This is a genomic window from Marinobacter alkalisoli (assembly GCF_045449795.1).
Lineage (GTDB): Bacteria > Pseudomonadota > Gammaproteobacteria > Pseudomonadales > Oleiphilaceae > Marinobacter.
In genome coordinates, this window is the sequence record NZ_JBJJLB010000016.1 from 489615 (window position 1) to 514435 (window position 24821).

The window sequence follows — 24821 nt, forward strand, 5'->3', positions numbered from 1 at the left end:
GCCGAAGCCCCTTATTTTATCCGTTTACCCGAGTTAACCCGAGGCGGCAAGCTTCTGAACACACGGCACCGAAACCGACATGAAGTTAACCGCGCCACAGGATGGCTCTGCCTGAGCCAGCTGCAGGGCAACATAAGAGGAGGTAGGTATGGTGGCGACCTCACCGGCATCTGGCGGCTCCGGTTGCTTCAGTGACCACACCTCGGCCCGTTCCTCCTTGGGAGAGATGCCGATGTACTTGCGATAACAGCGACTGAAGTGCGGGGCGGATACAAAACCACACATAGAGGCGACTTCGATGATGGAACAGGTGGTCTGTTTCAGCAACTGACGCGCCCGATCCAGCCGGAGCTTCAAATAGTAGCGCGAGGGAGTACAGTTCAGGTGCCTAAGAAACAGCCGTTCCAGTTGACGCCGGGAAATGCCAACGAAGCTGGCAAGTTCCTCGAGTTCAATGGGTTCCTCTATGTTGGCTTCCATCAACTCAGTGACTTCTGCCAGCTTGGGCTGGGCCGTGGTCAGCAGACGGCGCAACGGGGTGCGCTGCAATTCGTTGTCCGGGCGGACACGGTCGCAGACGAACATGTCGCAAATCGCATTGGTTAATGCCTTGCCGTGCTGGCGGGCGATCATGCTGAGCATCATGTCCATTGGCACATGGCCTCCGGTGCAGGTCATGCGATCCCGGTCCAGGGTGTAGAGTTGGTGGGTACAGTTCACCCGTGGAAACCGCTCCTGGAGGGACGCCAGGCATTCCCAGTGGGCGCTGCAATGGTAGCCGTCGAGCAGGCCTCCGCTGGCCAGTACGTAGGCACCGGTACATACGGCGCCGAGCAGGACCTTTTTCTGCGCCTGCTGCTGGAGCCAGCTCACTTCCCTGGAGGTATAGCTCCGGGTGATATCAACACCGCCCACCACGATGACAATATCGAATACCTTCTTGTCGGCAATCGAGCCGTCTGGAGATATCCTCAAACCGTCACTGGCCTTAACCGTTTCGCCATCGCGGGACAATAGCTGCCAGGTGTAAAGTTCGGTGCTGGTGAGCTGGTTGGCCATGCGCAATGGCTCTATGGTTGACGCCAAGGCAGCCAGGGTAAAATTATCGATCAACAAAAAACCAACCCGGTAGGGCTGTGTTTCAATCAGGTGAGGCTGAGAAACAATGTTCTCTTTCATGGACTTACCCCTCTCTCTTGTATTGCAAGTCCAGTTGATCAGCGGGCCCCGAAATACGTCCGGGTCGAGCGACCACTGTCAGGATTTTGTTTTTATTGGGAAAAGCCAACGCCTTCCCTTCCCGTCATAATTGATTAATGTCAGGTGCTAATAGTATGCCCCGCGGTGAACGGTGAACAGTCTAAAAACGTCGCATTGCGTACTAATTTGAGCTCAATTGCGACATGGGTACCCTGGCCCGCAGGTAACCGGGGGCCAGGGCGCCAGATCAGGCAAATTCAGTGTAACGCCGCCCAAATCAACCGTCGATGCTGAGATCGGACAACGGGGTGCTGCAGCAAGAGAGAATGTAACCCTCCGTCAGGTCTTCCTCGGTGATGCCGCCATTGTGCTGGACATCAACCTCGCCGCGAGTTTTCAGCACCTTGCAGGTACCACAAATACCGACCCCGCAGGCCTTGGGTATATTGAGCCCCAGACGACTGGCAGCAGCGTGGACGGTTTCACCGGGCAGGATCTGGACGCTCATGCCGGAGGTGGTGAAATCGACGGTATAGGTATCCGCGTCCTTGATGTCCTCCGCCTGTTTGACGGCGATTTCCGCTTGCTCCAGCACATCCTCGGTGACGTCGGCCGGAGTGGCGCCGAAAGATTCCTCATGGTACCTCGACATATCGAAGCCGTTTTCAATGAGAAGGTTCTTGATGGCACGCATGTAGGGGGTCGGGCCGCAGCAGAAGATGCGACGGCTCTGGTAATCCGGTGCGATCATTTCGAGCTTGGTATGGTCCAGGTAGCCCCGGTAGCCATTCCAGGCGTGGCCAATTTCGGTCCGTTCGCAAATAACACTGAGGTTAAAGTTGGGGACTCGCGAACACATGTGTTCCAGTTCGCGCTGGAAGATGATGTCCTTGGGCGCGCGGGCGCTGTGAATGAAGGCCATATCGACATCCGCATTGGTGTCGAAGTACCAGCGCGCCATGGACATCAGTGGCGTAATACCTACACCGCCTGAGAGCAGCAGGACCTTCTCGGAGGGATAGTCCATGCAATTGAAGTTGCCGACCGGGCCATGCACGGCAAGCTCGTCATGCTCACTGAGGTTGTCGTGCAGCCAATTGGAGACATGACCGCCGGGTACGCGTTTGACGGTGATCGAGAAACTGTAGGGGACGGAGGGTGAACTTGAGATAGTGTAGGAACGCATGACCTGCTCGCCATCGATTTCCAGCTCCAGGGTGACGAACTGGCCCGGCTTGAAGAAGAACATGATGGACTGTTCGGCGTTGAAGCAGAAGGTTTTGACGTCCCAGGTCTCCTGGATAATGCGAACACATCGGACCAGGTGGCGGCCGTTGGCCCAAACCCGGGTGTTGAGCGGATTGAAATGGGACGAGGGTTCGGTGACTTCGGTAACGCTGGTCATTATTTAATCTCCATCGTGGGTGATGATGCACCGGTGGAACTGTGACGATTCATTCTGGTGAAAAACCAAAGCCACGAGTTACCCATTTACGACAAAGTCTTGATCAACTTCTCCAGCCGCCGAGCCCGTACTCATCTCCCCTGCCCGCCAAGTCGAATTGAAAACCGCGAATGTCGTTAACGGATAACCGGCGCCTGACACCCCTGCGAAAATGGGTTACCGAAAACCCGCACCCGCATCATTTGCGGGTAACGCCACACGCTGAGGTACACCCTTTTAATAGGAAATGCTCCGATGACCGAATACGACCTACTCAACCTACAATACAACCACATAGGGGAAGCCCGACGGGATATGAGCCGGACGCTGACTGAGCGCCCCCGAAACCTGTCCCTGCCCCGGGCGCTGTATAACGACCCTTTCCTCTTCCGGGTGGATATGGAAGAAGTCTTCATGAAGGAATGGTTGTTTGTCGGCATGACCTGCGAAGTGCCAACACCGGGTGCCTACATAACGGTGGAGATCGGGCAAAACCCGGTGCTGGTAGTGCGTGACCGCGATGGACAAGTACGCGCATTCCATAATGTGTGCCGCCATAGGGGCTCGCGTGTGTGTACTGCCAAAAAAGGCAAGGTGGCGAACCTGACCTGCCCCTATCATCAGTGGACCTATGATTTGAAGGGCAACCTGATTTTTGCCGGGACGGAAATGGGCGATGGTTTCGATAAAAACGAATTCGGCTTGAAACCGGCGCACTGCAAAACGGCTGGCGGTTTTATCTATGTCTGCCTGGCCGAGGGCGAGCCGCCCGAGATTGATGCCTATCTGGCCGCCCTGGATGCCTATATGGAACCTTACGACATGGAAAATACCAAGGTGGCGGCAGAGTCGACTCTGGAGGAAAACGCAAACTGGAAGCTGGTGGTTGAAAACAACCGGGAGTGTTATCACTGCTCGGGCTCCCATCCGGAATTGCTCAGAACCTTACTGGAATGGGACGACACCACGGACCCCAGAGCCACACCGGAATTCAAGGAGCACTACGAACGTCAGGCGGCGGAATGGGATCGTGAAGGCATTCCGCACAAACATGTGGAGTTCGGATTGCAAAACCGGATCGTGCGGATGCCGTTAAAGGAAGGCACGGCGGTGATGACCATGGACGGTAAACCGGCCTGCAAGAAAAACCTGGGACGCATTCAAAACCAGAGCCTGGGTTCTATGCGGATTCTGCACCTGCCGAATTCATGGAATCACATGCAAAGCGATCACGTTATCGTGTTTCAGGTGCAGCCGATTTCCGCGCAGAAGACGCTGGTAACGACCAAGTGGCTGGTGCATAAGGATGCGGTGGAAGGCGACGACTACGACGTGGAGCGCATGCGTTATGTGTGGGACCAGACCAACAAACAGGACAGGGAACTGGCTGAGCAAAACCAGAAGGGTATTAATTCACTGGCGTATCAGCCCGGCCCCTATTCGGAGACTTACGAATTTGGCGTGATCAACTTCCTGGACTGGTATGGGGAAACAATCCTTAAAAACCTGACTCACGACAGTTTGTAGCTCCTGGAACAGCTGCCATAGTCAGCCTGAAATAAAAGAGGGGGCCGTTCACACGGCCCCCTCTTCGTCAGGTTAACGGAAAGTTGACGTCAGGCAGCCACTGATGCGTGCGGATCGATCACAAACTTCTTGGCCGCGCCGCCGTCAAAGTCGGCGTACCCCCTGGGGGCGTCATCGAGGCTGATCATTTGCACATTTACTGCGCTGGCAATATCGACACGCTCAAACAGGATGGCCTGCATGAGTTGGCGGTGGTACTTCATGACCGGGCACTGGCCGGTGTGGAAGGAGTGGGACTTGGCCCAACCGAGTCCAAAGCGCATGCTCAGTGCACCCTGTTTAGCGGATTCTTCAGCGGCGCCGGGGTCTTCAGTAACATAAAGACCGGGGATACCGATCTCGCCACCGGCCCGGGTAACCTGCATCGCGGAGTTCAGTACCGTGGCCGGTTGCTCGTGATGGTGATGGTGGCCGCAGGCATGGGCTTCGAAACCGACACAGTCGACGAAGCAGTCAACTTCCGGCTCGCCGAGGATTTGCTCGAGCAATTCGGGCAGTTCAGCATCCTGCTTCAGGTCGATGGCTTCGCAGCCAAAGCTGCGCGCCTGGTCGAGACGTTCCTGGATCATGTCACCGACGATGACACAGGCGGCACCAAGCAGCTGAGCACTGACGGCAGCAGCGAGGCCAACCGGACCTGCACCGGCGATGTAGACGGTGGAACCGGGGCCGACGCCAGCGGTGACACAGCCGTGGAAGCCGGTGGGGAAGATGTCAGACAGCAGAGTGAGGTCCTTGATCTTTTCCATGGCCTGGTTCGGGTCGGGAAACTTGAGCAGGTTGAAGTCGGCGTACGGCACCATGACGTACTCGGTCTGGCCGCCGACCCAGCCACCCATGTCCACGTAGCCGTAGGCAGCGCCGGGACGGGCGGGGTTAACGTTCAGGCAGATGCCGGTCTTGCCTTCCTTACAGTTGCGGCAGCGACCGCAGGCGATGTTGAAGGGTACGGAAACAATGTCGCCCACTTCGAGGAATTCAACGTCCCGGCCGCATTCGATAATCTGGCCGGTAATTTCATGGCCAAGTACCAGTCCCGCAGGCGCGGTGGTGCGGCCGCGCACCATGTGCTGGTCGGAGCCACAGATGTTGGTGGTCAGTACTTTCAGAATTACGCCATGGTCGCAACGCCGGTTGCCAAGGGTAAGTTTGGGAAAGGCGATGGATTCGATGGAGACCTGGCCGGGGCCCTGGTACACCACCCCGCGGTTGGATGCATTGCTTGTCATAGTGTCTTCCTTAATTGTCAATCTGTTGTGGTGGAAGTGCCCTCCCTACTTTAAACACCCGGCCGCCGGGCACATGCCTGTATACGACAGATTCTTTCTTGCACAGGACACGGACAACGCTAAAAAGAGGACTCGCATCCCCTGCTCCCCAAACGCCCTGTCGCAAATCATTCCTCCCATGTCGTGACCGAGCAGATCAACATCCTCCATCGGGCCTACTATGCCTTCTCAATGATCAGCGCCTGATCCATCAGCTTTGTTTTTACCATCGAGAATCACGGCCTTGCCCATATTGACGGGGTTAAGCTTTACGGACCCAAGTGGATACCCCGTCCTTTTTTTTTCATGAAGACAGGTTCATCGCGAATGGTAACGGACTGCCTCTAAAGGACCTTTTGTCAGCTTCGACTGAATACGGGTACCGATATGAAGACGCTCCTTACCTCTTGTTTGCTGCTATTCACACTGCTCAGTACCGCTTCTGCGGACCCCTTTCGGCTAGTCACCTCAGGCAACCTTGCGCCCTTTACCGGAGAAGAATTGAAGGGCCGTGGCATGATTGTTGAAATCGTGAATCGCGTCATGCCGGAAGCCGGTCTGGAGCATGAAGTCGTGTTCCAGCCTACCTGGAACGCCCTGCTTTCCGACACCGAAGAAGGACGTTACCAGGCAACGTTTCCCTGGTACTTCAATGAAGACAGAGCCCGGCGGTTCCTCTACACGGAACCCCTGATGTCCAATTACATCGTGCCGTTCGTCTTGACCGCCGGCAAAGTCCGGACGACGGAGCTGGAAGGGCTCGCCGGACATCGTTTCTGCCGCCCGCAGGGTTACTTCATGCACGACCTGACCAATTTACTGCAGCAACCCGGTACCACCCTGGAACAACCCGAGACCCTGACCGACTGTTTCAAATTATTGAAAGCCGGTACGGTGGACGTCATTCCCGTGGACATTTTCTCCGCCAGGAAAGCCATCGATACGGTCTTTGAATCCCCGAACGCCGTGCGTCGACTCAGCTTCGTGTTCTCGCGCCAGAAAATGCACATCCTGATTCCCAAACAGGCCCAGGGCGCCCAGGAGCTGGTGGACCGAATCAATCTCGCCCTCGCCAAACTGGAACTGCGTGGCGTGCTGCAATCCATTCGAGACATTCATGCGAACCGGTTTCTGAGGCAATACCAATGAGTCGCGGGGTGCCCCGAGTAAAGACACCATTGCGTATCGGTTTTATTCTGCGCGAACACTTTTCCATGGTTACCTTTACCGCCGCCGTTGATACTCTGGTTACGACCAATCTCATCACGCCAGAACCGGTGTTCGAACACTTCACTATCGGCATCGGAAGCCGAACCGTGCTCAGCGACCTTGGCATCGAGGTGTCCACCGGAACCACTCTGGGTTCCTTGATGGTCAAACCCGGGCAGGTCGATATGTTGATTGTCTGTGGCGGCTATCGCAGCCAGCTGGGCCCGGAACCGTACCTGCTCAACACACTGAGGACAGCCGATCAAAAAGGCATTCGTTTGGGCGGATTATGGAATGGTGGTGTGTCCCTGGTTCAGGCAGGCCTGATGGAACACCATGCCTGTGCCCTGCATCCGGACAACCATGCCTATGTACGCGAAAACTTCCCGAGCGCGAAGGTGTCCACCAATGCTTACGAGATCGAGGGCCACCACGCCACCTGCGCCGGCCCGGTCAGTGCGTTGGAGATGATGCTGAAGTTGATTGGCGAACTGCTGCAAAACCCACACATCGTGCGGGCGGTACGCGAAATCCTGAGCTGTGATCAGGTTGCCGAGCAGGTAGGCCCAATGCCACTGAACATGGGAGACGACCCTACCTTTCCGGAAGCATTGCAAACCCTGCTGGCGCTGATGCGGGCCAACATCGAAGAACCACTCTCCCTTCTGGAGCTGGCGGAATGCGCCAATATTTCCCGGCGACAGGTGGAGCGCCTGTTCCAGAACCACCTGGATACTTCGCCTTCACGCTACTACCTGGAGCTCCGGCTGGTTCATGCCCGGCGCCTGCTCATGCAAACGAACCGGAGCATCCTGAACATTTCCCTGGCAAGCGGCTTTGTCAGTAGCAGTCACTTCAGTAACTGTTTCAAGGACTACTACGGAATAACGCCATCCGAGGCACGGCACACCCGGCAATAATGTTTCCAGGCAGAGATCGTGGCGTGCACCAGGCTTCTGTCGCAAATTCTCGATCCAATGTCGTGCCCGAGCAGATCAACATTCGCCATCGGTCCTACTATCCCACTCAATAACCCACGCCTGATCCATCAGGTCCGTTTTCACTACCGGGAATCTCAGCCATGTTCAGCAAAACAAAAACGCTTTCTTCATACGACGACACTCTCTGGGCGGCCATGCAGGACGAGGCGGCGCGCCAGGAAGACCACCTGGAACTGATTGCTTCCGAGAACTACACCAGCCCCGTGGTGATGGAAGCCCAGGGGTCTTGCCTGACCAACAAGTACGCCGAAGGTTACCCAGCCAAACGTTATTACGGTGGTTGCGAACACGTCGATAAAGTGGAGCAGTTGGCCATCGACCGTGCCAAGGCCCTGTTTGGTGCCGACTACGCCAATGTCCAGCCCCACTCCGGTTCCCAGGCTAACGCCGCCGTCTACATGGCGCTGCTGAACCCCGGCGACACCGTCCTCGGTATGAGCCTGGCCCACGGCGGCCACCTGACACATGGCGCCCATGTCAGTTTCTCCGGCAAGCTCTACAATGCCGTGCAGTACGGCCTGGACGAGGCCACCGGTGAGATCGACTATGACCAGGTGGAGGCGCTGGCGAAGGAGCACAAGCCAGGCATGATTGTCGCTGGCTTCTCAGCCTATTCCCGTACTGTCGATTGGGCGCGTTTCCGCGAGATCGCCGACGCGGTCGGTGCATATCTGATGGTGGACATGGCGCATGTTGCCGGTCTGGTCGCCGCCGGTGTCTACCCCAACCCGCTGCCTCACGCTCACGTGGTTACCACCACCACCCACAAAACCCTGCGCGGTCCCCGTGGCGGCCTGATCCTGTCACAGGGCCAGCCGGAACTGGACAAGAAATTCAACTCCGCTGTTTTCCCGGCCGGTCAGGGTGGCCCGCTGATGCACGTCATTGCCGCCAAGGCAGTGGCCTTCAAGGAAGCCGCCGAACCCGAATTCCAGGACTATCAACAACAAGTTGTGCGCAATGCCCAGACCATGGCCGGGGTATTGATCGAGCGCGGTTACGATGTGGTATCCGGTGGTACCGAAAACCACCTGTTCCTGCTCAGCCTGGTCAAGCAGGGACTGACAGGAAAGGAAGCCGATGCGGCGCTGGGTGAAGCGCACATCACCGTGAACAAAAACGCCGTACCCAACGACCCGCAATCGCCGTTTGTTACTTCCGGGCTGCGCATCGGGTCACCGGTTATTACCACTCGCGGCCTGAAGGAGCCTGAGTCCTTCCAATTGGCCGGATGGATCGCCGATATTCTTGACGCCTTGCAGGATGGCGATGCCGCTCCGGTTATCGCGGTAGTCCGGGAGAAGGTCCATCAGTTGTGTCGGGATTTTCCGGCTTACGGTTAAGGAGAAAGATACCTGTGGCCATCAGTCTTTTTGATATGTTGAAAATCGGCATCGGCCCATCGAGCTCCCATACCGTGGGTCCGATGCAGGCGGCTCGTCGGTTTGTCCGGGGTCTGAAAAAAGCCGGGGGGCTCACCGACGTCACCCGCGTCGACATTCAGCTGTACGGCTCACTGGGTGCGACTGGCAAAGGTCATGGCACCGGCCCGGCAGTGCTGCTCGGGCTTGAGGGCCACAGCCCGGACACCGTCGACCCCGCCATTCTGTCCCCCCGAATGGAGGAAATTCGCAGCCAGGGAGAGTTACGTTTGCTCAGAGAGCATCCCATTGCCTTCGATGAAGCAACCGACCTCACCTACCACCGCAAGGAAACCCTGCCCTACCATCCGAACGGCATGATGTTTACTGCCCTGGATGGGAAGGGCGAGGTGGTGCGCCAGCGCACCTACTATTCGGTAGGCGGCGGCTTCGTGGTTGATGAAAAAGCCGCCGGTGCGGACCGGATTGTGGAAGACAAGACGCCTCTGCCCTACCCGTTCAAAAGCGGTAACGACCTGCTGCGCCAGTGCAAGGAACACGGGCTGGCCATCTCCGACCTGATGATGGCCAACGAACAGGTGTGGCGCAGCGAAACCGAGATTCGGGAAGGTATCCTGCACATCTGGCAAGTAATGCAGGAGTGCGTGCAGAACGGCACGACCAACGAAGGCATCCTGCCCGGCGGGCTCAAGGTTAAACGGCGAGCGGCGAAGCTCTACGCGTCGTTGATGGAAGTTGACCGCATGGACCTGATCACACCCTCCCTGAGCGCCATGGACTGGGTCAACCTTTATGCGCTGGCGGTGAACGAGGAGAACGCGGCCGGTGGCCGCATGGTGACCGCCCCCACCAATGGCGCTGCCGGCATCATACCGGCGGTGCTGCATTACTACTGGAACTGGTGTCCCAATGCCAGCGAGGACGGTGTCATCCGCTTCCTGTTGACGGCGGCGGCCATCGGTATCCTGTTCAAGGAAAACGCCTCGATTTCCGGTGCGGAAGTAGGCTGCCAGGGTGAAGTCGGCTCCGCCTGTGCAATGGCGGCAGCGGGCCTGGCCGCCGTAACGGGCGGTACGCCGGAACAGGTCGAGAACGCGGCGGAGATCGGCATGGAGCACCACCTTGGGCTCACCTGCGACCCCATTGGCGGGCTGGTTCAGGTGCCCTGTATTGAGCGTAATGCGGTCGGGGCGGTCAAGGCGATCAACGCCGCCGTGATGGCGCTGAGGGGCGACGGCGAACACTTTGTATCGCTGGACAAGGTCATCCGGACCATGCGGGATACCGGGCGGGATATGCTTGATAAATACAAGGAGACATCCCGTGGCGGCCTGGCGGTCAATGTCATTGAATGCTGACGACTTCTCCGCTCCCACCCACTGTCGCAAATCTTCACCCGAATGTCGTGAGCGAGCACGTGACGGGACGTTGGTACGCATACCATCCATTCAATCCGTCCCGTATTAATTACCGGGACACGTCTTGAAAACGAGCGCCGATTCCAAAGGCGTGACCAGCAGCTTACCCAGAGAGACGGTTGCCACCGAAGAGGACCTAACAATGCAGAAATATTCCGGATTCGGACTGCTGAAACATTCCCTGACCCACCATGAAAACTGGCAACGGGTGTGGCGCAATCCCAAGCCGAAAAAGAAATACGATGTCATCATAGTTGGCGGCGGTGGCCATGGTCTGGCGACGGCCTACTATCTGGCCAAAGTCCACAACATCACCAACGTGGCCGTCGTCGAAAAGGGTTATCTGGGCGGTGGTAATACGGCGCGGAACACCACCATCGTGCGCTCCAACTACCTGTGGGACGAAGCAGCGCTGCTGTACGAGCATGCCATGAAACTGTGGGAGGGCATGTCCCAGGACCTGAACTACAACGTCATGTTCTCACAGCGCGGTGTACTGAACCTGGGTCACACCCTGCAGGATATGCGCGACATCCAGCGCCGGGTGAACGCCAACCGCCTGAACGGCATCGACAGCGAGGCGCTGGACACCCAGGGCGTGCAGGAAATCGTGCCGATACTGAACTGCTCCGCCAACGCCCGCTATCCGATCCTCGGTGCTTCCTGGCAACCCCGTGCCGGCGTGGCCCGTCATGACGCAGTGGCCTGGGGCTATGCCCGCGCCGCCGATGCCATGGGCGTAGACCTGATCCAGCAGTGCGAAGTGGACGACATCATCACCGAAGATGGCGCTGCCATCGGCGTGAGCACCAAACAGCACGGGACCATTTACGGCGATCGTATCGGCTGCGTTGTAGCCGGTAACTCCGGCGTACTGGCCAAGATGGCCGGTTTCAATTTGCCGATCGAATCCCACCCGCTACAGGCGCTGGTATCCGAACCGATCAGGCCAATCCTGGATACCGTGGTCATGTCCAACCAGGTCCATGGCTACATCTCCCAGTCCGACAAAGGCGACCTGGTGATCGGAGCCGGTATCGACGGTTATAACGGTTATGGCCAGCGTGGCTCTTACTCGACCGTCGAGCACACCCTGCAGGCCATCGTAGAAATGTTCCCGATGTTCAGCCGGGTCCGGATGAACCGACAGTGGGGTGGCATCGTCGATACCTGCCCGGATGCCTGCCCGATCATCTCCGATACTCCGGTTGAGAATCTCTTCTTCAACTGTGGATGGGGCACCGGTGGCTTCAAGGCGACCCCGGGTTCCGGTCACGTTTTCGCTGCCACCCTGGCGAAGGGCGAAGCCAACGAACTGGCCAAGCCATTCTCCATGTTCCGTTTCCACAACGGCGCCCTGATCGATGAACACGGCGCTGCTGGCGTCGCCCACTGACGGAGGACAATCCCATGTTTTACATTTATTGCCCCTATTGTGGCGAACACCGGGAAGAAGAGGAATTCCACCCCAAGGGCCAGGCCCATCTGTCGCGCCCGGCCGATCCGGACGCCTGCAGTGACGAGGAGTGGGGAGATTACATCTACTTCCGCGATAATCCGCGCGGCCTGCACCACGAGATCTGGGTTCATGCCATCGGCTGTCGCAAGTTTTTCAACGCCACGCGCGACACCCAGAGCTACGAAATCCTGGAAACCTACAAGATGGGCGACGCACCGCGCGTTACCCAATTCACCGACAAGCAGCAGTCCTGAGAGGCGACGACATGACACAACCTAACCGTCTCGAACATGGCGGCCGAATCGACCGCAGCAAGAACCTGACCTTCGAATTCAACGGCCGCCGCTACAAAGGCTTTTCCGGTGACACACTGGCCTCGGCGTTACTCGCCAATGGGGTCGATGTGATCGGCCGCAGTTTCAAGTACAGTCGCCCCCGCGGCATCGTCGCCGCCGGTGCCGAGGAACCCAATGCGGTATTCCAGCTCGGGGCCACCGAAGCCACCCAGGTACCGAACGTCCGCGCCACGCAGCAGGAACTGTTTAATGGTCTGGTCAGTCAACCCACCAGTGGCTGGCCAAACCTGCAGTTCGATTTCCTGGGCGTTTTCGGCTCTATCCTCGGTCGCATGCTGCCCCCCGGCTTCTACTACAAGACCTTCATGTTCCCCCAGGCTGCCTGGGAAACCTATGAAAAATACATCCGCAAGGCTGCCGGACTTGGCCGTTCCCCGCGTGATCCGGACGTCGACACATACGACCACCTGAATCAGCATACCGATGTACTGATCGTCGGGGCCGGGCCCGCCGGACTGTCGGCCGCCCTGTCAGCCGCCCGCTCCGGAGCACGTGTGATCCTCGCTGACGAACAGGCCGAGATGGGGGGCTCTTTGCTCGACGGCCGCGACACCCTGGATGGCAAACCTGCCGGCGACTGGGTACGGGATACCCTGAAGGAACTGTCGGGGTATGACAACGTTCTGCTGCTGCCCCGCTCCACCGTCAACGGCTACCACGACCACAACTTCCTGACCATTCACGAGCGCCGTACCGATCACCTGGGCGACCGCGCGCCGGCGAACCAGTCTCGTCAACGCCTGCACCGGGTGCGTGCCAAGTGGGTGGTGCTGGCCACGGGCGCCCATGAGCGGCCGTTGGTGTACGGCAACAATGACCTGCCCGGATGCATGCTGGCTTCAGCAGTGTCGACCTATATCAACCGCTACGCCGTGGCACCCGGCCACCGGCTGGTACTGATGACCACCAACGACAACGCCTATCGTACGGCCTTCGACTGGCAGGACGCAGGGCGGGAAGTCGTCGCCATTGTCGACACCCGCGCCAATGCCGACGGCGCCTGGCAGGACGAGGCCAACCGACGTGGCATCAGGATACTCAAAGGCCACGCCGTCATTGACGCTCAGGGTAAGATGCGTGTGACAGGCGCGGTGGTCGCCGGCCTGAATGCTGACGGCACCCGGCTCACGGGTAAAGACCAGGTACTGAACTGCGACACCCTGGCCAGTTCCGGTGGCTGGAGCCCTGCGGTTCATCTGTCCTGCCACACCGGCAGCCGCCCAGTCTGGGATGACGAGGTCATAGGCTTCGTGCCGGGCAAGACCGTTCAGAAGCAACTTACGGCCGGTGCCGTGACCGGTTGCTTTTCCCTTTCCGGCTGCCTTACCGACGGAGCCCGGATTGGCGCCGAGGCTGCCGCCAATGCCGGCTTTGAGGCGGAGCCTGCCGCTGTGCCGTCGGTCCGGACCCGACCTGAAACCCGCCCCATGGCACTGTTCTGCATTCCGCACCACAAGCCTAACAGTCGGGCACCAAAACAGTTTGTCGATTTCCAGACCGATGTGACCGCCGCCGGTATCGAGCTGGCGACCCGCGAAGGTTTTGAATCCATCGAGCACGTGAAGCGATACACGGCGATGGGCTTCGGTACCGATCAGGGCAAGCTCGGTAACATTAATGGCATGGCCGTCGCCGCAAAATCCCTGAACCAGTCGATTCCGGAAACGGGTACCACCATCTTCCGGCCGAACTATACGCCGGTCACCTTCGGCGCGATTGCCGGACGCCACTGTAACGACCTGTTCGAGCCCAAGCGGTACTCCGCCATGCACGAATGGCACGTCGAGCACGGTGCCCTGTTCGAAGACGTTGGCCAATGGAAGCGCCCCTGGTACTTCCCCAAACCGAACGAAACCATGCAGCAGGCCCTTGATCGGGAATGCCTGGCAACACGCAACAGTGTGGGCATTCTGGACGCCTCGACTCTGGGTAAGATCGACATTCAGGGTAAGGATGCCCGCGAGTTCATTGGCCGTATCTACACCAATGCCTGGGCCAAACTGGCGGTCGGCAAATGCCGCTATGGCCTGATGTGTAAAGAAGACGGCATGGTCTTCGACGACGGGGTTACCTCCTGCCTGGCCGAGGATCACTTCCTGATGACCACCACCACCGGCGGCGCCGCCGGTGTGCTGGAGTGGCTGGAGTTCTACCACCAGACCGAGTGGCCGGAACTGGAGGTCTACATGAACACCGTGACCGACCACTGGGCCACCATGACCATTGCCGGACCGAACGCCCGCAAACTGTTGTCCGAACTGACCGATGATATCGACCTGGACAAAGACAGTTTCAAGTTCATGGACTGGCGTCAGGGTACAGTGGCGGGCGTACCGGCCCGGGTGTTCCGGATTTCCTTCACCGGCGAACTCTCCTATGAAATCAACGTGCAGGCGAACTACGGCCTGTATGTATGGGAGAAGCTGTTCGAGCACGGCGCCAAGTACGACCTGACACCCTACGGAACCGAGACCATGCATATCCTGCGTGCCGAGAAAGGCTTCATCATCGCCGGTCAGGACACCGACGGATCCGTTCACCCCTACGACCTCGGCATGAGCTGGGCCGTGAAGGAGGACAAGCCGTTCAGCTTCATTGGCAAGCGTGGCATGAAGCGGGAAGACTGCGTACGGGAAAACCGCAAGCAACTGGTCGGTCTGAAAACCAAAGACCCGAGCATTGTATTGCCCGAAGGCGCCCAGGCCGTGGACAACCCGAACCATCCGAAACCGGTACCGATGCTGGGGCACGTTACCTCCAGCTATTACAGCGCCAATCTTGGTCGCTCAATTGCCATGGGCGTGATCAAGAACGGCCACAAGCGAATGGGGGAAACCGTCCACTACCCATTGGTCGACGGCCGGGTTGTCGAAGCAGAAATCTGTAGCACTATCTTTTTGGATCCGAAGGGGGAGCGTCAAAATGTCTGAAGCAATCAACAAGGCGGTCCCTGTGTCGACCCAGGTAGCCATCATGGAGCAGTTGCCAGAGACCGGGATTCCAGCGCGTAGCCCGCTGGCACACCAGGCGCAAACCGCGTCCAGGACAACACCGGAGAACCCGGGGGTGTATCTGTGGGAATCCGCCCTGAAGACTCACCTGGCCCTGCGGGGAGACGCCAATAACGCCGACTTCGCCAAGGGCGTCGAGGCGGCCACCGGACTGGCGCTACCTGAGGTGTTGCAGAGCAACCAAAACAGCGACTGGGCCCTGAGCTGGATCGCACCGGACGAATGGTTGCTGACGGGACCGGGCGATCAGGCATTGGCCATGGAGATGACACTGCGCGAGCAGCTTAACGGCCACTATGCGGTGATTAACGTCGGCGGCGGCCAGACGCTGGTGCGGTTGGCCGGTTCCAGGGCCCGCTCGGTACTGATGAAGAGCTGCCCTTATGACGTGCACGACCACAACTTCCCGGTCGGCAAAGTCGTGACCACGGTGCTGGCAAAGTCCCAGGCAACGCTTCGCCGGGTCGGCGAGGACGAGTGGGAACTGGTGGTACGCCGCAGTTTCGCGGACTATGTCTGGCGCTGGCTGGTTGACGCCAGCCAGGAATACCGCCTTAGCCTGAGCCAACCAGCGCAAGGCGCCTCCACAAGCCGTTCTGGCCGGACCCAGGCGAGCCCGGTTGAAATCTGAGGGTATAGTCAATGGCCATTAAAGAGAAACTCTGGATCCTGACGGCTCAATGTCCGAGCCGTCTGGGTACGGTCGATGCCGTCACCCGCAGTCTGGTCGAAAGTGAGAACTACATCGTGGCGTTGAACTCATTCGACGACAAGGCCACGGAAAGTTTCAGCATTCGGGTGGAGTTCCGACCGCTGGGAGGCGAAGCCTCTCTGCAGCAATTCCGCGAGATCCTGGAACCCCGTGCAGCAAAGTTCGACATGCAGTGGCAGTTGACAGCGCCGGAACACCAGACCCGTGTCGCCATCATGGTCTCGAAATACGACCATTGCCTGAACGATCTGCTTTACCGCTACCGCACAGGCGAACTGGCGATCGACATTCCCCTGATCATTTCCAATCATCCGGACCTCCAATCACTGGCGGATTGGCACGGTATTCCGTATTTCCACCTGCCAGTCACCCCGGACACCAAGCCTGAGCAGGAGGCCAGGGTCTGGGAATTGATTAACGAGCATCAGTGCGAGTTGGTTGTTCTGGCTCGCTACATGCAGGTGCTGTCGTCGGAGATGGCCGCACGGCTCGACGGCTGGGCGATCAATATCCATCATTCATTGCTGCCGGGCTTCAAGGGTGCCAAACCCTACCACCAGGCCTGGGCCAAGGGCGTCAAGCTGGTGGGTGCGACGGCGCATTACGTAAACGATGACCTGGATGAAGGCCCCATCATTACCCAGGGCGTGCAGGCGGTGGATCACAGCCATTATCCGGAAGATCTGGTGGCAAAAGGCCAGGACGTTGAAAGCCAGACTCTGGCCAAGGCGATACGCTATCACATTGAAAAGCGGGTATTCCTGCACGGCAACCGGACCGTTGTGTTTCCGGACTGAAAGCGTGTGGTAATGCAGAACAGAAGAATGGGGCTGAAGTACTTCAGCCCCATTCTTCACAACCGGTCCATACCCCATGGACTGAAAGCAGGTCCGTTACCCATTTCTGGAACACCCGAACCCGTAACGGAACGTTGCGTCGACTCGGATACAACAAAGAGATTGGCAGCGAAGGCGCTTTGTAGGCGTCCAGTACCTGGACGAGTGTTCCCTCTTCAATAGCCTGTTCAACGTCAAACCTCGGGATCTGGATAATGCCCATGCCGGCTTTTGCGCTGGCGATATAAGCCTCCGCGTTATCCACTGTGATCTTGCTTTGCATTTTCACGATCCGTTCCCGCTCTCCGTCGAGGTATTCCCATTCCGCAGCCAACGCTGGCAGGTTGGCTGAATAATTTACGAGTACGTGTTCCGCGAGATCGTCCAACGACTCTGGCATCCCGTACTGCGCCAAATACGCCGGACTGGCGCAGTTGATAACTTCAAGATCCCCAAGTTTCCGGCAAACCAGTTCCGAGTCCGGCAGGTGTCCCACTCGAATAACGCAATCCACACCTTCAGTCAGCATATTGATGATCCGGTCATTCATGCTGAACTCAAGCTGTACCAGAGGATTCTGCTCCAGGAATTCAGGAAGGGCCGGAATCACAATTCGACGCCCAATCCGGCTCGGGATATCCACGTGTAACCGCCCTTCTGCCTGCTGCGGCTCATGGCGAAACATCGACTCGGCTTCCTCATAGGTCTCAACCAGCGAACGGGCTGCCTCAAGGAACTGCAGCCCGTCCTGAGTCGGGGCCACCTGCCGGGTGGTACGCTGCAGAAGCTGGGCCCCCAACCGATCCTCAAGGGCCTGGATGGTAGTGGAAACGGTCGATCGGGGGATGTTTAACGCATGAGCCGCTCGCGTGAAATTCCCGCTCTCCATCACCTGAATGAAAATCTGTACCTGGCGAATTCTGTCCATGTGGCTCCATTGTTCGATTTTCCCGACATCTGATGTTCTGAATGCCTTATTTATTCAGATCCACATACAGACTAGCCTGATTGCGAACTCGGCGGGAAGCCCCGCCTCTCGAACGCAACACAGAAAGGGAGAACGGTCATGTCCAGAAACAGTATTCAAGGCAAAGTGGTTCTGATTGCAGGTGGCGCCAAAAACCTCGGGGGGCTCCTGGCAAAGGACCTCGCCGCCCAGGGAGCAAAGGCCATCGCCATCCACTACAACAGTGACTCAACCCAACCTGCCGCCGAGGAAGTTGCATCGCAAATCCGGGCCTCGGGGGCGGAAGCCGCGATTTTCCAGCAGGATCTCACCAAAGCAGCCAATGTCGAAAAACTGTTTGCAGATACCGAGGCGGCACTGGGCAAGCCGGATATTGCCATCAATACCGTCGGCATGGTTCTGAAGAAGCCCATGGTGGAAATCAGCGAACAGGAATACGACACCATGAGCGCCATAAACGCAAAATCGGCGTTCTTTTTCCTCAAGGAGGCGGGCAAGTCACTCAACGACAATGGAAAGATCTGCACCATCGTGACTTCCCTTCTGGGTGCGTACACGCCCTTCTACTCCGCTTATGCCGGCCTGAAAGCCCCGGTGGAACACTTCACCCGCGCCGCTTCCAAGGAATTCGGTGAACGCGGCATTTCGGTTACGGCCATTGGCCCCGGCCCGATGGATACGCCGTTCTTCTACCCGGCAGAAAGTGATGAGGCAGTAGCCTTCCACAAAACGGCGGCCGCCCTTTCGCCTTTCTCCAAGTCCGGACTGACGGAAATCGAGGATATCGTCCCGTATGTCCGGTTTATGGTGTCAGAAGGTTGGTGGATGACCGGTCAAACCATTCTGGTCAATGGCGGCTACACTACCAAGTAAGCCTACAGGCGAACGGAGGCGGAGCCACCGCCTCCGCATTCATTTGTGACTGTGGAGAGCTCGCACAATGCACACCTTTCTTGTCATTCTTGGTGGTTTCGTATTACTGGCACTCACGGTATTTGGTGCCAGAACCATGGACCGAACGTTCAGCGCAGCACTGCCGCTCTACCTGGTGGTCTGGTTTGTGTTGGCAGCGCTCAATATGGGCGTTGGCATTTATCACGCGGGCTACTCCTTTATGGAGGAGCTACCCATCTTCATCGTCGTATTCGGCCTGCCCGCAGCCACGGCGGTTATTCTGGCGAGGAAGTTCTAGGGGCGTTGCCCGGTTCAGGAACTGATATGACACCATCTTTCCTTCATCGGATTGTGCCAACCGAGGCATTGAGAAAACTTGAAGGTGAAGAAACACCCCGTGTAACCAACATGGAGTTGTTCTTCGACCTCGTCTATGTATTTTCCATCATCCAGCTATCCCATTATCTTCTCGCCCACCAGACAGCTATTGGCGCACTGGAAGCCTTCACCCTGTTTGCTGCGGTCTGGTGGTCCTGGAATTACACCGCATGGGCAACCAACTGGGTCAACCCCGACCATCTGAGCGGGCGCATCCTGATGATTGCGCTAATGGCCTGCGCGCTGGTGATGGCGATCGCCATGCCCTCTGCTTTTACCGCCAGAGCCGGCCTGTTCGTCGGCGCATACGTTGTGATGGCGTTGTTGCGGGCAGCCTATATGGCGTTGGTGTTTCGTGGAACGCGCATGGGTCGTAACTATGCGCAACTCGGGCTGTGGAGCGCCCTCTCCTCGGTATTCTGGATTGCCGGAGTGATCTTTCCGGAATGCCGCCTGGTTCTTTGGGTCATCGCCGTGCTGGTGGATTATGCCGCGCCTTACGTTGGCTTCTGGGTGCCAAGGCTGGGGGCAACGCCTATGGGAACCTGGCCCTTGCGCGGCCTTCACCTCCTGGAGCGAAATCAACAGGTGTTTATTATTGCCCTTGGCGAGTCGATCCTGTTGCTGGGCGGATTACTCTCAGGGCAGACGCTGACACCGGCCACCGTAGTGGCCGGTGTCCTTGGTTTTTCGATGATCGTGTCATTGTGGTGGCTGTATTTCGTATATGCGACGGAAACGGGCGAGCGCAGCTTCTCCAGTGCATCCGACCACACACGCCTTGCCCGGTCTGGTCTGGCCTACGCTCACGGGATCATGGTGTGCGGCGCCATTACCATGGCTGTTGCCATCGAAGAAATCGTCGCACATCCGATTGCGGCCATGCATTTACCGGCCATCGTCATTGCCATTGCAGGTCCGACCCTGTTCTTGATTGGGGGCATGCTCTTTTTCAGGGTGATGGCTCAGAAAATCCCCAAGGCCTACGGCATTGCGACAGTCCTGCTGATCGCGCTCGGTTACCTCGCGAGTGTATTGCATCTGCCAGGATTGATGACGGGAGGAGGGATTCTGCTGATCCTGCTGGTGCTTGCGACATTTATGCAGCTGAGATGTGAGCAAGATGACTGACCATTCAAAACCTCAAGAAGTCAGCTGATCCACAAAATCCGAGGCTTCCTGGCGTGTAAAGAAACGCCCTAACCGAACGAATCCGGAAATGACAGTGGCTTTGAGTTCAACAACATTGCTCGCCAGGTCCCTATTGGTTATCCATTCCTCGGGCAATCCATCAACCAAATGGAAGGGTGCAGGACGACCGTCGCGATATCGGGATATTTCTACCTGGCCGGTATAAGAGTCTTTAAAGGCTGGAACAAAACGGGCATGGGCGTTATTTTCGCTCAAACCGCCGGTTCCGGCGTATTGCTGATTCTCTTTTACCAAAAATGATGGACGTTGTTGGACTAACATCATGCCACCTTCTGGAGCTTAACGTTGCTGCTCTGAACTCCTTACCTGTAAATACATACGATTCCTTTACGCTTTTAACTTAACGCGTCTGCGTTGTTTATGAACTATTCAAAACGGATGGGACTGATCCTCTTTTGGCACCAATACCAAAGGAGTAGAACTGAGCCTCTTTGCCCGATTACGATCCTCCGATTTTGGGCAAAGAGGCGTTGATATCTAACCGACTCGAAAACTCAGGGACGCACCTCCAGGACAATATTGAACGGAGTTTCCGCTGCCCTTCGTACCCTGCTGAAACCGCCGTCTTTAATAACAGCTGTGAGTTTGCGCTCTCCCGCCTGGGCCCCGAGCGCAAAGCCGGTCCTCTGTGCCAGTGCCGTGGGTACACAGATACTCGTTGAGGCCGCGTAGAACAGCCGCCCTACCGGGTTAAAGTTATCGCTCAGCTCATCCGCCGCCATGGGCTCCACCACCATCCAGGTGCCATCCGACTTAAGCTGATTCCGCACATGGGATGCAGTTCCGATCGGATCCCCCATATCATGCAACGCATCAAAACAGGTCACGAGATCAAAATCACCGCCGTCGAAGTCTGTGGCCGTGGCTTGCTCAAAGCGGACACGATCCGGGGCCAGACCATGTTCATCACGATGTGCATTCGCGGAATCGATAGATCCACCGTGAAAGTCGTAGCCAATAAACGTGGAATTCGGGAACGCTGCCGCCATCAATAACGTGGAATGGCCATGACCGCAGCCGAGGTCCGCGACCCGTGCACCGCGCTCCAGTTTTTCGACCACTCCATCCAGCGCAGGAAGCCAATGTTGAACAAGATTATGGACATAGCCCGGGCGGAAGAACTTGGCGACCGCACAGAACATACAGTGGGCCTGATCACCCCAGGCTACCCCCTCACCGGTACGAAACCCTTCACTCACCCTGGGCTCATTCTCGAAGGTGGTGAAGGCATTTTCGAAGCCCCCGATCATGTAAACCGGGCTGTCCTCGTCAGCGAAGACCATGGCTTGTTCCGGAGGCAACCGGAACCGTCTGGTTGATCGATCGTATTCGAGATAATTCGAGGCTGCGTGATGCGCCAGCCATTCGCGCAGATAACGCTCGGAATAGCCGGTCCGCTCGGCGAGTTCCAACGAGGTTGCAGGTCCCCGGGTCTGTAACTCGCGATACAGTCCCAGCCGGTCGCCGATCTTGACCAATGCGGCGCTGTAGGCACCGCCCAGATCACCAAGCACCTGCCCCACAAAGGCATTCAGTTTATCTTCATCAAAGGCTTGCATTGCTTCCATCAGATTTCTTCCATGTCAGGTAGAGGTTTGAAGTTGTCCCTGTGGACATGCTTATGATGGGAGCATCGGTATTCTGGCTGAATGATCATTCGTCCAGTGTTATTGACTGAAATACCGGATCTTCGGCACCGACCGCTCACGACGCCAGGCGGCGGGCGATAGGCCTACGGCGCGTTTGAATGATCGGCTAAACGCCTCTTCGGATTCGTAACCCACTTCACCAGCGATGGTGACTATTTTCGCGTTGGTTTCGACCAGCAGGTTGGAAGCGACCTGCATCCGCCAGCTTCTGAGGTATTGCATGGGGGGCTGTCCGACCAGTTCCACGAAGCGGTCCTGTAGCGCGGATCGGGAAAGGCCGGCATGGCCGGAAAGCTTTTCCAGCGTCCAGGCGTCAGCCGGGGACCGGTGCATCAACCCCAGAACCCGGCCAACATGACGATCACGCAACCCCGCCAGCCATCCGGTCTGGCTTTCCGGCATTTTGCTGAGGTAAAAACGGATCAGGTCCACAAACATCATTTCGCTCATACGCTCAAGGATCGCTTCACCACCTGGTCTTTTTGAGCGCGACTCGGCTTCAACCAGTCTGGCAAGCTGTCCGGCCCAGTGACCGTCAGTCAACTCGTTGGCACGAGCGTGCATCACTCTTGGCAATGCGGTCAGCAACGGGTTGAATGGCCCCTTGTCGCAACCCAGAAAACCACAGAGCAGCACTGCGCCAGAGGTACTATCCGGCCCTCGTTCTGCCGCTGTTGCAGGCCGAGCCCGAAAGTCGTCCTCCTGGCAGAGCATGAACGGCAATCCCGAACACTGTTTCAGCGTAGCAACCAGATATTCGAGATCCGGTTCCGCTCGCAGTCCCGGGATACTGGACATCACATGAGGATCGCCGTGAGGAAAGAGGATCACATCCCCTTCATTCATTTCAAACGGTGCCTCGCCCGTTATACCGGCCCAACAAGATCCCTTTAACACCACGTGATATTCCATCATGTGTTCGGAAGCCGGCATCACGGCATGGGCGATCAGATGAGCGGCCGGTGCCTCGGTGACCCAGGCGCCGACACATTCGACGTGGAAAAATAATGCTCCGCGCAAACGGATACAGCGCAACAGGCCGGAGAGCGTATCTTCATTCATGGCGGCTGCACCGGTAGATGAAAGATAGTCCGGGTTGCTACCGCAACCCGGATACTGTTCTGCTTAATCCTCTTATTAAAGCCAGAAAGCCGCTGAATAACCAGAAGATCGAACGACGCATCTGGAACGAGGAACGTCATCTATTCTGTAATTGGCCAAACAGAGAGTCGCTGTATATGCTTAATAAAGGCGTACGAAAGGAGGAAACACTATGCGTTATATCGCTGCACTACTATTTGGTCTGTTCCTGGCCGGCACCGTGGCAGCTTCGCAGTGTCCCGGTCTCGTTGCCAAGGTGGATTCACAACTAGAGTCTGCACAAGAGCTCGACCGGGAAACCGTCGATAACATCAAGGCGCTCCGTGATCAGGGCCAGACCCTGCACGAGCAAGGCAAACACGATGAGTCAGTCAAGGTCCTGAAAGAGGCTCTGTCAATGTTCCCTGAATAACCCTGAGCGCCCTGTGTCGTATCTTAACGAATGAGGTGGGAGGTTAATCTCCCACCTCTGCTTTTAGCGATTAAAATCCCAACTCAATCCCCACATTCAGACGGCTCCGATCCCGGAATCGACCCAACTGCCCCTCCCTGTCACCACTGAATAGGTCTACGCCTGCGTTAAGTTGCACATTCGTTGTAAGCTGATAATCCGCACTTAACTGCCACAGGGCGTCTCGATTTTCGAAGCTATAGATCAGAAGCGATTCCAACTGGACAACCTGGTTCATGAAATCGCGTCGCAGCAGCAATGTGGCGCTTTCTTCCGTGCGCGGGACATCAAGACCTTTATCGCGAACCGACTGGAAAAACTGTCCGCTTAACAGTGTGTCCGTCAACCCGCTGTAGTCCAGGCCCAGAACATAACTGAGTTCACCGGTAGACTGGAGGCCATGCACAGATGAAGCGTATTTTCGTTCTGATTCATATCCGGCTTCCAGCCTGAAGGTGTAATCCCCAAAGGCATTGGCGGCCGTTATTCCAAACAGGTGGGAGCGGTTGTAGCTGGCCAGAATCGCCTGTTCCGAAGGATCAATGGTAATGATCGGGTCGTCGATGGTGTGGTACAGATAGTTGAGAGTGAGATCCCACCCATTCCAGTATCGCCCAAGGCGTGCACCGTAATCGCTCTCGCTGAATGCCTCTGGTCGGTCAACCGTTAGTGTGCCTGCCCCATTGAAGGGGTCATCCAGCAATGCAAAGGCGGCTCCCGGTTCCGGTGCCTCGGTGACGGTACTGTCTGGTACCCACACCAACTGCAGGCTCCATGAGTCCACGGGTATTTCAACCTGGGCGCTCCAGAGGGGGATGCGTCGGTCTTCCATCTCAGGAAGGATAAACTCACGGTGATTCAGTGGATTAATAACGTCCAGCACGCGCAGGCCATCGGCCTGACCCCAAACGATCTGCTGTTTACCAATGCGGACAAAGGTGTTGCCCAGGTAGTCATCCACGAACAACTCCCGCAATTCGAGATCCGTGTGGTTGTCAGGGAAGATGCGACGATTAATACCTGATCTGAAAGGCTGTGCCGGCCTACCCGGCTCAAGCTTGTCCTCAAGATCCCAGCGCGCAAGAAGTTTGGCGGTCACTTTGGTACCGCCGTCAAATCGAGCCGTTATCTCGGGTTTTATCGCCAACTGGTTTGTCTGCCATTCGCCGGTGTTTACTTCGTAGCCTGAATTCCACTGGCTAATCCCGCTAAAGCCGACGTCTACCGCCCATAGCGCCTGTGACATCAGGGTCATGACCATGAACGCAAAAATCTGGCGCCTCATA

Annotated in this window: 22 protein-coding genes; 14 read left to right on the forward strand and 8 right to left on the reverse strand. The window is 57.3% G+C overall.

Annotation, left to right across the window (positions count from 1 at the left end; genetic code table 11):
• Nucleotides 1-33: 33 nt before the first annotated feature.
• Nucleotides 34-1179, reverse strand: coding sequence for a choline metabolism transcriptional regulator GbdR (gene gbdR, locus ACJO3M_RS06780; protein ID WP_407000611.1), 1146 nt, complete (start codon nucleotides 1177-1179; stop codon nucleotides 34-36).
• 298 nt (nucleotides 1180-1477) lie between these two features.
• Entirely contained in the window at nucleotides 1478-2605 is a 1128-nt protein-coding gene (gene gbcB, locus ACJO3M_RS06785) for a glycine betaine monooxygenase reductase subunit (RefSeq protein ID WP_407000612.1), read from the reverse strand.
• A gap of 294 nt (nucleotides 2606-2899) precedes the next feature.
• Between gbcB and gbca the strand changes: the two genes are divergently transcribed.
• Complete coding sequence (gbca, locus tag ACJO3M_RS06790) at nucleotides 2900-4171, forward strand: glycine betaine monooxygenase oxygenase subunit (protein ID WP_504362678.1); 1272 nt, start codon at nucleotides 2900-2902, stop codon at nucleotides 4169-4171.
• A gap of 89 nt (nucleotides 4172-4260) precedes the next feature.
• On the opposite strand, the gene fdhA is transcribed toward gbca, so the two are convergent.
• The gene (fdhA, locus tag ACJO3M_RS06795) at nucleotides 4261-5460 is read right to left on the reverse strand and encodes a formaldehyde dehydrogenase, glutathione-independent (protein ID WP_407000613.1); all 1200 of its coding nucleotides are present in this window, start codon (nucleotides 5458-5460) and stop codon (nucleotides 4261-4263) included.
• A gap of 426 nt (nucleotides 5461-5886) precedes the next feature.
• Between fdhA and ACJO3M_RS06800 the strand changes: the two genes are divergently transcribed.
• The 9 genes from ACJO3M_RS06800 to purU all read left to right on the forward strand — a co-directional run bounded on the left by ACJO3M_RS06800 (nucleotide 5887) and on the right by purU (nucleotide 16844).
• Nucleotides 5887-6648 carry a substrate-binding periplasmic protein gene (locus ACJO3M_RS06800; protein ID WP_407000614.1) on the forward strand — a complete coding sequence of 254 codons (762 nt, stop codon included), beginning with the start codon at nucleotides 5887-5889 and terminating at the stop codon, nucleotides 6646-6648.
• Between the two features lie 8 nt (nucleotides 6649-6656).
• Nucleotides 6657-7628 (forward strand): GlxA family transcriptional regulator, encoded by a 972-nt coding sequence (locus ACJO3M_RS06805; RefSeq protein ID WP_407000615.1) that lies wholly within the window; start codon nucleotides 6657-6659, stop codon nucleotides 7626-7628.
• A gap of 161 nt (nucleotides 7629-7789) precedes the next feature.
• Nucleotides 7790-9052 (forward strand): serine hydroxymethyltransferase, encoded by a 1263-nt coding sequence (glyA, locus tag ACJO3M_RS06810; RefSeq protein WP_407000616.1) that lies wholly within the window; start codon nucleotides 7790-7792, stop codon nucleotides 9050-9052.
• 14 nt (nucleotides 9053-9066) lie between these two features.
• Nucleotides 9067-10449, forward strand: coding sequence for an L-serine ammonia-lyase (locus ACJO3M_RS06815; protein ID WP_407000617.1), 1383 nt, complete (start codon nucleotides 9067-9069; stop codon nucleotides 10447-10449).
• 202 nt (nucleotides 10450-10651) lie between these two features.
• Entirely contained in the window at nucleotides 10652-11905 is a 1254-nt protein-coding gene (locus ACJO3M_RS06820) for a sarcosine oxidase subunit beta family protein (RefSeq protein ID WP_407000618.1), read from the forward strand.
• A 14-nt stretch (nucleotides 11906-11919) separates the two neighbouring features.
• Nucleotides 11920-12222 carry a sarcosine oxidase subunit delta gene (locus ACJO3M_RS06825; protein ID WP_407000619.1) on the forward strand — a complete coding sequence of 101 codons (303 nt, stop codon included), beginning with the start codon at nucleotides 11920-11922 and terminating at the stop codon, nucleotides 12220-12222.
• Between the two features lie 11 nt (nucleotides 12223-12233).
• A complete protein-coding gene (locus ACJO3M_RS06830) occupies nucleotides 12234-15254 on the forward strand; it encodes a sarcosine oxidase subunit alpha (protein ID WP_407000620.1) in 3021 nt (1006 codons plus the stop codon).
• On the forward strand, nucleotides 15247-15966 hold the full coding sequence (locus ACJO3M_RS06835) for a sarcosine oxidase subunit gamma (RefSeq protein ID WP_407000621.1): 720 nt from the start codon (nucleotides 15247-15249) through the stop codon (nucleotides 15964-15966). Before ACJO3M_RS06830 ends, ACJO3M_RS06835 begins: the two co-directional genes overlap by 8 nt.
• A gap of 11 nt (nucleotides 15967-15977) precedes the next feature.
• Nucleotides 15978-16844, forward strand: a complete 867-nt coding sequence (gene purU, locus ACJO3M_RS06840; RefSeq protein WP_407000622.1) for a formyltetrahydrofolate deformylase — start codon at nucleotides 15978-15980, stop codon at nucleotides 16842-16844.
• 43 nt (nucleotides 16845-16887) lie between these two features.
• Here the strand turns inward: purU and ACJO3M_RS06845 are convergent, their stop codons facing one another.
• Entirely contained in the window at nucleotides 16888-17811 is a 924-nt protein-coding gene (locus tag ACJO3M_RS06845; protein ID WP_407000623.1) for a LysR family transcriptional regulator, read from the reverse strand.
• Between the two features lie 138 nt (nucleotides 17812-17949).
• Between ACJO3M_RS06845 and ACJO3M_RS06850 the strand changes: the two genes are divergently transcribed.
• From ACJO3M_RS06850 to ACJO3M_RS06860, 3 genes are all read left to right on the forward strand, one after another.
• On the forward strand, nucleotides 17950-18723 hold the full coding sequence (locus tag ACJO3M_RS06850) for an SDR family oxidoreductase (protein WP_407000624.1): 774 nt from the start codon (nucleotides 17950-17952) through the stop codon (nucleotides 18721-18723).
• A 67-nt stretch (nucleotides 18724-18790) separates the two neighbouring features.
• Nucleotides 18791-19042, forward strand: coding sequence for a hypothetical protein (locus ACJO3M_RS06855; RefSeq protein WP_407000625.1), 252 nt, complete (start codon nucleotides 18791-18793; stop codon nucleotides 19040-19042).
• A 26-nt stretch (nucleotides 19043-19068) separates the two neighbouring features.
• On the forward strand, nucleotides 19069-20253 hold the full coding sequence (locus tag ACJO3M_RS06860) for a low temperature requirement protein A (RefSeq protein ID WP_407000626.1): 1185 nt from the start codon (nucleotides 19069-19071) through the stop codon (nucleotides 20251-20253).
• Nucleotides 20254-20265: 12 nt separating this feature from the next.
• On the opposite strand, the gene ACJO3M_RS06865 is transcribed toward ACJO3M_RS06860, so the two are convergent.
• The 3 genes from ACJO3M_RS06865 to ACJO3M_RS06875 form a co-directional block, all read right to left on the reverse strand.
• Entirely contained in the window at nucleotides 20266-20598 is a 333-nt protein-coding gene (locus ACJO3M_RS06865; protein WP_407000627.1) for a hypothetical protein, read from the reverse strand.
• 230 nt (nucleotides 20599-20828) lie between these two features.
• Nucleotides 20829-21893, reverse strand: coding sequence for a class I SAM-dependent methyltransferase (locus ACJO3M_RS06870; RefSeq protein WP_407000924.1), 1065 nt, complete (start codon nucleotides 21891-21893; stop codon nucleotides 20829-20831).
• Nucleotides 21894-22001: 108 nt separating this feature from the next.
• On the reverse strand, nucleotides 22002-23045 hold the full coding sequence (locus ACJO3M_RS06875; protein WP_407000628.1) for an AraC family transcriptional regulator: 1044 nt from the start codon (nucleotides 23043-23045) through the stop codon (nucleotides 22002-22004).
• A gap of 211 nt (nucleotides 23046-23256) precedes the next feature.
• Between ACJO3M_RS06875 and ACJO3M_RS06880 the strand changes: the two genes are divergently transcribed.
• Nucleotides 23257-23496 carry a hypothetical protein gene (locus ACJO3M_RS06880; protein ID WP_407000629.1) on the forward strand — a complete coding sequence of 80 codons (240 nt, stop codon included), beginning with the start codon at nucleotides 23257-23259 and terminating at the stop codon, nucleotides 23494-23496.
• Nucleotides 23497-23566: 70 nt separating this feature from the next.
• On the opposite strand, the gene ACJO3M_RS06885 is transcribed toward ACJO3M_RS06880, so the two are convergent.
• The gene (locus ACJO3M_RS06885; protein ID WP_407000630.1) at nucleotides 23567-24820 is read right to left on the reverse strand and encodes a DUF1302 family protein; all 1254 of its coding nucleotides are present in this window, start codon (nucleotides 24818-24820) and stop codon (nucleotides 23567-23569) included.
• Nucleotide 24821: the final 1 nt, after the last annotated feature.

Coding starts and splice junctions, on each gene's coding strand:
- glyA (WP_407000616.1), top strand. CDS start 7,790: ATGTTCAGCAAAACAAAAACGCTTTCTTCATACGACGACACTCTCTGG.
- purU (WP_407000622.1), top strand. CDS start 15,978: ATGGCCATTAAAGAGAAACTCTGGATCCTGACGGCTCAATGTCCGAGC.
- gbcB (WP_407000612.1), bottom strand. CDS start 2,605: ATGACCAGCGTTACCGAAGTCACCGAACCCTCGTCCCATTTCAATCCG.
- ACJO3M_RS06835 (WP_407000621.1), top strand. CDS start 15,247: ATGTCTGAAGCAATCAACAAGGCGGTCCCTGTGTCGACCCAGGTAGCC.
- gbca (WP_504362678.1), top strand. CDS start 2,900: ATGACCGAATACGACCTACTCAACCTACAATACAACCACATAGGGGAA.
- ACJO3M_RS06830 (WP_407000620.1), top strand. CDS start 12,234: ATGACACAACCTAACCGTCTCGAACATGGCGGCCGAATCGACCGCAGC.
- gbdR (WP_407000611.1), bottom strand. CDS start 1,179: ATGAAAGAGAACATTGTTTCTCAGCCTCACCTGATTGAAACACAGCCC.
- fdhA (WP_407000613.1), bottom strand. CDS start 5,460: ATGACAAGCAATGCATCCAACCGCGGGGTGGTGTACCAGGGCCCCGGC.
- ACJO3M_RS06820 (WP_407000618.1), top strand. CDS start 10,652: ATGCAGAAATATTCCGGATTCGGACTGCTGAAACATTCCCTGACCCAC.
- ACJO3M_RS06825 (WP_407000619.1), top strand. CDS start 11,920: ATGTTTTACATTTATTGCCCCTATTGTGGCGAACACCGGGAAGAAGAG.
- ACJO3M_RS06880 (WP_407000629.1), top strand. CDS start 23,257: ATGCGTTATATCGCTGCACTACTATTTGGTCTGTTCCTGGCCGGCACC.
- ACJO3M_RS06870 (WP_407000924.1), bottom strand. CDS start 21,893: ATGCAAGCCTTTGATGAAGATAAACTGAATGCCTTTGTGGGGCAGGTG.
- ACJO3M_RS06845 (WP_407000623.1), bottom strand. CDS start 17,811: ATGGACAGAATTCGCCAGGTACAGATTTTCATTCAGGTGATGGAGAGC.
- ACJO3M_RS06855 (WP_407000625.1), top strand. CDS start 18,791: ATGCACACCTTTCTTGTCATTCTTGGTGGTTTCGTATTACTGGCACTC.
- ACJO3M_RS06860 (WP_407000626.1), top strand. CDS start 19,069: ATGACACCATCTTTCCTTCATCGGATTGTGCCAACCGAGGCATTGAGA.
- ACJO3M_RS06865 (WP_407000627.1), bottom strand. CDS start 20,598: ATGATGTTAGTCCAACAACGTCCATCATTTTTGGTAAAAGAGAATCAG.
- ACJO3M_RS06850 (WP_407000624.1), top strand. CDS start 17,950: ATGTCCAGAAACAGTATTCAAGGCAAAGTGGTTCTGATTGCAGGTGGC.
- ACJO3M_RS06885 (WP_407000630.1), bottom strand. CDS start 24,820: ATGAGGCGCCAGATTTTTGCGTTCATGGTCATGACCCTGATGTCACAG.
- ACJO3M_RS06800 (WP_407000614.1), top strand. CDS start 5,887: ATGAAGACGCTCCTTACCTCTTGTTTGCTGCTATTCACACTGCTCAGT.
- ACJO3M_RS06875 (WP_407000628.1), bottom strand. CDS start 23,045: ATGAATGAAGATACGCTCTCCGGCCTGTTGCGCTGTATCCGTTTGCGC.